Origin of the sequence: Paenibacillus xylanivorans, assembly GCF_001280595.1 — a bacterium.
GTDB lineage: Bacteria > Bacillota > Bacilli > Paenibacillales > Paenibacillaceae > Paenibacillus > Paenibacillus xylanivorans.
Window position 1 is genome coordinate 52,174 of the sequence record NZ_LITU01000068.1, and the last position, 7,801, is coordinate 59,974.

The 7,801-nt window shown below is 43.2% G+C and carries 8 protein-coding genes and 2 pseudogenes; 2 read left to right on the plus strand and 8 right to left on the minus strand.

All coding sequences use genetic code 11. The features are described from left to right. The 6 genes and pseudogenes from AMS66_RS33930 to AMS66_RS18785 form a co-directional block, all read right to left on the minus strand. A pseudogene (locus AMS66_RS33930) lies at positions 1-358 on the minus strand (D-alanine--(R)-lactate ligase); the annotation flags it as partial. 53 nt (positions 359-411) lie between these two features. Then, positions 412-1,218, minus strand: coding sequence for a D-alanyl-D-alanine carboxypeptidase family protein (locus tag AMS66_RS18765; protein ID WP_082350783.1), 807 nt, complete (start codon positions 1,216-1,218; stop codon positions 412-414). Beyond that, complete coding sequence (gene alr, locus AMS66_RS18770; protein WP_053782249.1) at positions 1,184-2,338, minus strand: alanine racemase; 1,155 nt, start codon at positions 2,336-2,338, stop codon at positions 1,184-1,186. Before alr ends, AMS66_RS18765 begins: the two co-directional genes overlap by 35 nt. Before the next feature lie 373 nt (positions 2,339-2,711). Further along, a complete protein-coding gene (locus AMS66_RS18775; RefSeq protein ID WP_053782250.1) occupies positions 2,712-3,563 on the minus strand; it encodes a hypothetical protein in 852 nt (283 codons plus the stop codon). Next, positions 3,560-4,066 carry a sigma-70 family RNA polymerase sigma factor gene (locus tag AMS66_RS18780; protein WP_330219333.1) on the minus strand — a complete coding sequence of 169 codons (507 nt, stop codon included), beginning with the start codon at positions 4,064-4,066 and terminating at the stop codon, positions 3,560-3,562. The genes AMS66_RS18775 and AMS66_RS18780 overlap by 4 nt, the downstream gene beginning before the upstream one ends. 317 nt (positions 4,067-4,383) lie before the next feature. After that, positions 4,384-4,797: pseudogene (locus AMS66_RS18785) on the minus strand (nitrilotriacetate monooxygenase); the annotation flags it as partial. A 109-nt stretch (positions 4,798-4,906) separates the two neighbouring features. On the opposite strand from AMS66_RS18785, the gene AMS66_RS32795 reads away from it, so the two are divergent. Together AMS66_RS32795 and AMS66_RS18790 are read left to right on the plus strand one after the other, a co-directional pair. Next, complete coding sequence (locus tag AMS66_RS32795; RefSeq protein ID WP_236703512.1) at positions 4,907-5,095, plus strand: hypothetical protein; 189 nt, start codon at positions 4,907-4,909, stop codon at positions 5,093-5,095. A 229-nt stretch (positions 5,096-5,324) separates the two neighbouring features. After that, positions 5,325-6,599 (plus strand): stalk domain-containing protein, encoded by a 1,275-nt coding sequence (locus tag AMS66_RS18790; RefSeq protein WP_053782252.1) that lies wholly within the window; start codon positions 5,325-5,327, stop codon positions 6,597-6,599. Between the two features lie 108 nt (positions 6,600-6,707). On the opposite strand, the gene AMS66_RS18795 is transcribed toward AMS66_RS18790, so the two are convergent. Together AMS66_RS18795 and AMS66_RS18800 are read right to left on the minus strand one after the other, a co-directional pair. Further along, positions 6,708-7,208, minus strand: coding sequence for a GNAT family N-acetyltransferase (locus AMS66_RS18795; RefSeq protein ID WP_053782253.1), 501 nt, complete (start codon positions 7,206-7,208; stop codon positions 6,708-6,710). Positions 7,209-7,386: 178 nt separating this feature from the next. Continuing rightward, positions 7,387-7,695, minus strand: a complete 309-nt coding sequence (locus AMS66_RS18800; protein WP_053782254.1) for a hypothetical protein — start codon at positions 7,693-7,695, stop codon at positions 7,387-7,389. Between the last annotated feature and the right edge of the window lie 106 nt (positions 7,696-7,801).

Below are 7,801 nucleotides of genomic sequence, written 5' to 3' on the forward strand. Positions count from 1 at the left end.
GTTCCAATAACCCTTGCAAGGTCCCATCCTCGCCGTATTTGCCGTGAAGCACCGGAAATACAACATCAATCGGTGTCACATGATATTCCGTATGGACAAGTTCAATGAGTCCTTTGACCTCTCTGCTCGGTGAGAAAAAGGATGGGATACAACTCGGATGCAAATGCCATCGGTCATTACGAATATCCTCAACCGTTCCACTATATCTAAGCCAAGAACCTTCCTGTGTAATTCCGATTAACACAAGATTGTATTTTTCAGTATCCAAATTTTCAATTACTGAAGCGGCTGAACTTAAAGATACGTTATACTCGCCTGAGCAACCACCAAACAATACCGCAATCGACTTCTTCTCCATCGTTAAGCCTCCTAAATTGTGATATGAAACTAAATAATTCTTATTGCTATAACTTAATTTTTGGAGAAAGTCGTAACAATGAATCCTTCACGATTCGTTCCTGATATGCGATAAAAATCACATCTCAAGATAGGGATATGGCTAGATGTCCCTTTATCCGCGGGAACATAATATATCTGGATTGTCATGTCCTTTTCTTTAACTGTGAGCTGCTCTTCAGAGTACCGATATTGCCGTACAAAATCGATGTACTCCTCTAAACATAGATTGTTTTCTTCCATGATTTTGGAATGGGGGTATCCTACATATCTAAAATGCCAGGGCTCATAAGCAATACGAGTGATTGATTCTTTTTCTTGCTTATATCGAAGGATAAAACCGAATTGTATGGCATGTTGTCTGAAGGACTTGTAAATGCCCGTATCCGGAAAGGAAGGAGCAATAAAATCGATATTCGATTTCAATTTACCCACATCGATAGCCAACCCTGTTTGGTGTTCACTATGGTCAGGCAAGGCTACGTATTTGGAAGTATAATCGGAACCCTGTTCTATCAAACAATCTTGATAGATTTGGGATTGATCTTCTTTTGTTCGATATGCACTGACGGCGACAATTTCATCCATCCCCTCACAAGCCTTAAGTAGAGCATGAAATTGTTTGAAGCACTGCTTCTCCAGAAGCATCTCCTTATTTAACTTCTTTATTGAAGGCAAGGAATCCAAGGACTCTAGTTGATGGACTTGTACTTGCCTTCTGATTGGGTTTTGATAATTTATTAACACTAAGTGCCCTTGAAATCGTTCTTCGTTACTTACGCTGATTTCAATATGTTTTTGTACGACTTCCCGTGATTTCATGATGAACTTCCCCACCTTCTTTATAAATTCGCAATACTCTGTCCGTGATGGAACTCGTTATTTCTTGAGAGACACCACCGATATGATTTGCCAGTTCCTGAATCGGAATTTCCTGCTCACCTGAATAGCCAATGAAGGTCACCTTTGATCCTTCCGGAAAATACATCGGAAGCTTGACCATCAATTGATCCATGGAGATTTTTCCTATAATTTCTGCACGATACCCCTCCACCAACACCTCCGTATTTTGCATTCTCTGCGACCATCCATCGGCATAGCCGATAGGCACTGTTCCGATCCATTGATCTGAGTCTGTTTGATAAGCATTGTTATAGCCCACATATTCGCCTTTTTTTAATTTTTTCGTTTGTAATAATCTACTGTGCATACTGAATGCCGGCTTTAGTTGGATGTTAGGTACTCGTTTTTCCGGATAAAAGCCATAGATTGCAGCTCCTATTCGAGCCATATCCATGCACAATTCCGGGAATCGAAGTGCTGCTACACTTCCCGCACAGTGATAATGATTGATTGGAATCCGTGACATACTGCTCCACTCTTTCATTTCCAGGAAGCGTTGAATCTGAAGCTGTAGATAACGGTTGTCTGCCTCACCTGCTGTGGCGAAATGGGTATAGAACCCATCCACTACTACATCCGATGCTCTCAGCCACGGAGCCATTTCATCCCACTCTTCTTTGGTGCGTATACCGATTCGCCCAAGTCCAGTATCCATTTTCACATGCACATATAGCTTATGCAGGGTATGAACAGGCTTGTATTTTCTCATTTCCTGAAACCATGACGCCTGTGTAACAGTAAGCATCAAATCATGTTCAAGAGCCAAAAGTACAAGTTCGGGCCGAATCGGAGTCAAAATAAGAATTGATTGTTTCAAACCGGCATTCCTTAGGCGAATCGCTTCTTCAATGAAGGCAACTCCTAAATAATCTGCGCCTGCCTCTACTGCTTCTTTGGCCGTCTCGATATCTCCATGGCCGTATGCATTCGCTTTAACAACTGCCATTATTTTGGTTGAACGAGGTAGAAATTTGCGGATCTTTATGACATTCTCGCGAATTTGAGACAAATCTATTTCAGCCCAAGTATCACGGTACATCCGTATGATCTCCTCCACCGAATAAATGGCTTTTTTCTAATCACTATTTTCATAAGATCCGCATATGCACTTTTCAATGAACGGCCATGTTCAACCGATTGTCTGCCACATAGCACAACTAGCTTACTTTTCATTGTTTGGCCTCCTAAGGTGTGAATGTAGTGCGTTGAATTGTTTTAAGTGTATATTAGGGTTACTTCAGCTCCTATCGATTAAACTTACACAAAACTGACAACGATGTAAGATTACAAATTGCATCTTATGGATATAACAAAAAAGCCGCCAATATGGCGACTCGTAGTAATACGATAGACATGGGAATCTGGAAATGAAGTCTACAAGAAGAAGCCTGCGCTAGGGCAGGCTTCTGTAATTATTGGGGATTCTCATTACTCATCCAGCTGTCAACATGTAATTGTTGACTGTAGTCCTCACGGTCAGTAAATTCTTTCAGGTGTTTCTCTGCATCTGCTCGATTCTCAAAGGCACCCATAACGACGGTGAATGTCCCGTTTTTGGTTTGCACAACGCTGCTGCCGTCGGCAGAATATTGTTCAGCTAACATAGCCAGAGCTTCGCCCTGCTCCATGTCTTCGCTCCGGACGAAGAAAAGTTCATGCGATTGCGTTGATTTTTCTGCGGAAGAAAGCTTCAACTGAATATACCCTGGTTGCTGATACTCTGATACCGAATAATCCACATGATCTTTCAGCTCCACCACAAAGCCAATTGCGGAATCATCCAAAATGATATTTTGATAGACATCTTTTACATTTTTAAGTGCTTTAATATCATTCTCCAGCTTGGCATAATCCAGATTACGCACCCCGTTGAAGGTGAAGATCAAGCGGTTCGGTCCTTCTTTATGATCAACGGTGTACGATGGAGCAGAGGTGATCTGTTCACCATCAATTTGAAAATGAATGTTAAGCGTATCCGATTCTTGGGTTGTGGTAACCGAGACACCATCTGTCCGCTCCCCACCGCCACCAACTTGCAAAATCTTGACGACGGAACCGATAACAGGCACATCGGATAACGCCTTGGCTACACCTGGTACGTTCGCTGTTATCATCACCGCAGCACAAGCGGCAACCAGGGAGGAACTACGCCAGATTATCATTTTTCTTCGTTTCTGGTTTCGTGCACGTTGGCGAGCTTGCTGAATTACTCCGGAAAGGCCGGATGGAATTTTTATCTGTTCATATCGTTCTTTCCCTGTCATGTGAAATCAACCTCTTCCTTGGTTAGATGTTTTTTGAGTTTGTTTAAGATCTTATAAAACCTGGTCTTTACCGTGCTTTCCGGCAAGGATAGTATCTCCGCCATTTCCTTGAATCGCTGATCTTGGAAAAATTTCAGAACGATAAACGCCTTGTCTTCGGGGTGCAGATGATCAAGTGCTTCGTATAGATCCCATTGTTCTTCAAGACCCATGGAACTCTCCTGGGCTGCAAATGGTATTGTACTGTCTTCCATATACGTGTATTTCTTCTTCCGTCTGATGTGGTCAAGGGAACAGTTGATGACGATCCGGGTCATCCAGGTTTCAAAATAATCTGGACTGTTCACTTTTTCATAAGATAGAAAACCTTTATAAGATGCCTCGGATATGATTTCCAATGCTTCCTGTTCATTTTTCACATAAGAGAACGCGAAGCGATAAAGCTTTTCTTTACATGCCTCCAGACGTTCACTGAATTGCTGTTCAGTTAATGCTGTACTCACCTTGCTCAGTTTGTCCACCCCCATTGCGACTGTATAGTTTGATTATTGCCGCATTTATTATAAAGCTTACTTTGAATGTTGTTTCGCATGTTAGACAGCCGAAAGTCTAAAAAAGTTTTAAGACGATGAATTTTTTTATCTAAAAAAAGAACTTATATCGTCCTAAACCCAAAAAAAAGCCGCCAATAGGCGACTTTTTTACTTTTTCTTTTTCTTCAATAAAGGAAGATCAGAGATTGAAAACACAGGTTTGAACGGGGATCGCTAAAGCTTGCACCTCAACGATATGGCTCTTTCCCCCAATCATTTTAATTTGTTCATATTGTTATGGAGGTCTTACCTATCGTGTTCTCTTTTTGAAAATGGTTTATGCCTGGACGATCCAACCCAAGATGATCACGAAGTGTGCTTCCCGTATACTCCGTGCGGAAGAGTCCCCTTGCTTGAAGAATCGGAACTACATAATCCACAAATTCATTTAAATCTCCCGGCAGAACTGGCGGCATGATGTTAAATCCGTCACAACCGTATTCTTCAAACCATTGCTGCATCAAATCGGCCAGTTGTTCATAGGTCCCCACAAACTGCATGTGTCCTCTGGCCCCTATCAGCCTCCGACCCAGTTCAAGAATGGACAATTTATCTTTCCGGGCCATGTCCATAATCAGCTGTACCCGGCTTTTCGAAGTTTCTGTACGAAGACCCAACAAGGCTACTACATAATCTGGAACTCGTTCACCTGGTTTCACTGCCCGTTTAATCCTGTGATTAGGCGGATACATAAGTACACAGAGCATGATTAACATATGTTGAAATAAAATTGACTTTCGGGGTGACGTTGTGGCCAAAGGCAAAAGAAATAACCTGATGATCGAGGAGCTAACTTCCTTGGAATTAGCTAAAATTGGACTTACCTTAAACGTGATCGGGGACATACTCGGTTATATCTCGATCATCAAAGCAGAGGAAGAAGCAGCAAACCTTGCTACCGATAATAATAAAATGAGTAATAATGTAGCTTTGAAATGAGAACTCGACTTCCCCCGCTTTCATTCCCCGTTAAATTAAAAAATGGAAATGCGAATATGCGCAAATAAGCGAAAATTGTTCGGATTTCCGTTTCTTTGCGTATTTACTTTCGTCCATCTTATCTTGTAATTGGAACTCTATGAAAATTTTGCTATACTAACTTGTGATAGATTACTTTTCAGATGAGATGCAATTCTACTATATTCAATGAGTTGGAGGAATACAAAACATGTTACATACACGAATAGGAAAGACAGCTGCTGCCACTCTTCTTGCCATCTCCTTGCTCGGAACCACTGCAAACCTTAACGATGCCTATGCTGCACCCGCCATTTCGGTTGTGCTGGATGATGTTCCACTGAAATTCGATGCAGACCCTCGGATTGACAAAGGTGTTACCTATGTACCGTTCCGGACAGTAGGCGAAGCCCTAGGAATTAACATTACTTGGAACAACAAGGCGCAAACCGTAAAAGCGATTGGAAATGTGAAAGGTCAGGCGACGGAAGTCCTGCTTCAAGTGGGAAGCACCACAGCAACCGTTAATGGAGAAAAAGTGAAGCTCGCAGCTCCACCGGTTCAGCGAGAAGGTCGTGTGCTTATTCCACTTAGTTCGTTCAGTAGTCAGTTCGGTGTTGGTGTAGGCTGGAACCAGGCAACTCGTACCGTTTCTCTTGTTTCACCTCAGCGTGAAATGCATTTGAGAGCCTTCTATGCACTGCAATCCTATAAGGAAATCGATTTGGTGTCATCCATGAACTCCGTCGCTTTTGGCTGGAGTCGCATCGATCGTGAAGGTCAATTTACGCTTCAGGGTAATGAGTATCAACTCCCTGCTGCTGCCGGTGACGTTACACCTCAATCCATCGTTGCTGATACAGCAAATCAGAGCATTAAACCATATCTCATGGTTTATGCTTTGGATGGAAATGGAGAACTGACCAAGGTGCTGAGTGATAGTAGCATGCGTCAGAAGTCCATTGAGGGTATAACTACTGCCATAGCTGAAAATGGTTTTGGAGGCGTTGTTCTTGATTTTGAAGGACTGGGTTTTAAGCTGGACGCTGTAGAGCAACAGAAGCTGTTGAACAATTACGTCAAGCAATTGAAGGATTCCTTGCCTAAAGACATCGCTCTATCCTTGGCCGTCCCCCCATTAAATAGTGCGTATAAAGGTTATGATTACAAAACGCTCGCTTCGTTGGCAGACGACATCATCATTATGGCTTACCAATATAATCCTGTCGGTACCAAATCGCAGGTCCCTGAGCCGAACAGTCTTGTGGATAAGGCCATTCAGCTCGCGCTAGATGCTGGCGTTTCCAAGCAAAAACTTTTGCTCGGTATCAGCTTAAATAGTGAAACTTCATCTTCTATAGATGACAAACTGGGTCTTGCCAAACGTTATGATCTCAAAGGAGCTGCCTTCTGGCGCCTTGGATTATTCCGTACCTACAGTAATCAGATGGAAGACGCTGTAAATGCCTCCGTTATAAAAGAGTAAAGAAATTTAAATATTCTTAGCTCCATTGGCTTTTCACACAAAAAAACGAACCGGAATCTCTGATGACTGACAAGAGATTTCGGTTCGTTTGTTATACAAGGATATTATCTATGCGTTCAATGAGGAATGCTCGTTTCTGTGGGCTGCACTTAGCACTAGATCTTTCTGATAGGCAAGTACCTGATCCCAGTCCCCGTGAAAAATCGGTATCCGATAGTACCCAACTCTTTCATATAGGGCCGCCGCCTCAGGCTGCTTGGGGCCAGTCTGCAGCTTTAGATTGGTGTAACCGAATGCGAGCGCAAGGCGCTCCGCTTCGGCCAGAATGGCCTGAGCCACACCCTTGCGACGGAAATTCGAACGCGTGAACATGCGCTTGACCTCCACGGATGTCTCATCAAGGGGTCTGATGGCTCCGCAGCCTACCGGATATCCATCCAAACGCGCGACAATAAAGGCCGCTCGCGGTCTCTCCACGTCGGATAGCTGAAATCCTGCCGTCCCATCGCCGCCATATAATAACCCCAGTTCTTCGCTTAGCTCCTTGATTAAAAGTTCCGAATCCTTGCTTCGTATATCTTCAGCGGCAGCAAGCACGATCGACGACATTGCATAAAACCCCTTTCCCTCATTGGATTTATAGGCTTTTGTGATTTATATAAATTATCATGAACAGGTCCTGAGCGTCAATTCCCCCATCGATTGAATATTTCAATAAGCATATTAACGAATAGCTTCACAGCAAAAAAAGCCGCCAGATTGGCGGCTTCCCCCGACACTTATATGCTTACCCTTCAACCACATCGGCCCGCAAATCCGTTGCAACCTCAATCATTTGCGGAACGACAGCTTCATTGACAATGGCAACATACAGATCTCCCATATATAGACGAAATGGAATCTGCAGGTCCTCGTACTTCCACATGAAGAAATCCCCATCGATGGACATGACGCTCTCAGGTCCTTGGACGGTAAGGACGGGTGAGTACGTAAAGTCCGGCTTGGATGCAAAATACTGTTTGCACTCTTCCAAAGAGATGGATTGCTCCGCGTTATCTTCTTGCATGGATCGAGTGATCCGAAAACGTTGATTCATGAAATGTGCCTCCAATCAGAATTTGTGCAGAACCTGTCCCAGAATTTCGATTCCCTTCACAATTTGCTCATCGGAAGGTGTTGAGAAATTAAGTCTGATGGCATTG

Excerpts from the sequence above, each read along its gene's own strand:
- AMS66_RS18765 (WP_082350783.1), bottom strand. The coding sequence starts at position 1,218 with ATGAAATCACGGGAAGTCGTACAAAAACATATTGAAATCAGCGTAAGT.
- alr (WP_053782249.1), bottom strand. The coding sequence starts at position 2,338 with ATGTACCGTGATACTTGGGCTGAAATAGATTTGTCTCAAATTCGCGAG.
- AMS66_RS18775 (WP_053782250.1), bottom strand. The coding sequence starts at position 3,563 with ATGACAGGGAAAGAACGATATGAACAGATAAAAATTCCATCCGGCCTT.
- AMS66_RS18790 (WP_053782252.1), top strand. The coding sequence starts at position 5,325 with ATGTTACATACACGAATAGGAAAGACAGCTGCTGCCACTCTTCTTGCC.
- AMS66_RS18795 (WP_053782253.1), bottom strand. The coding sequence starts at position 7,208 with ATGTCGTCGATCGTGCTTGCTGCCGCTGAAGATATACGAAGCAAGGAT.
- AMS66_RS18800 (WP_053782254.1), bottom strand. The coding sequence starts at position 7,695 with ATGAATCAACGTTTTCGGATCACTCGATCCATGCAAGAAGATAACGCG.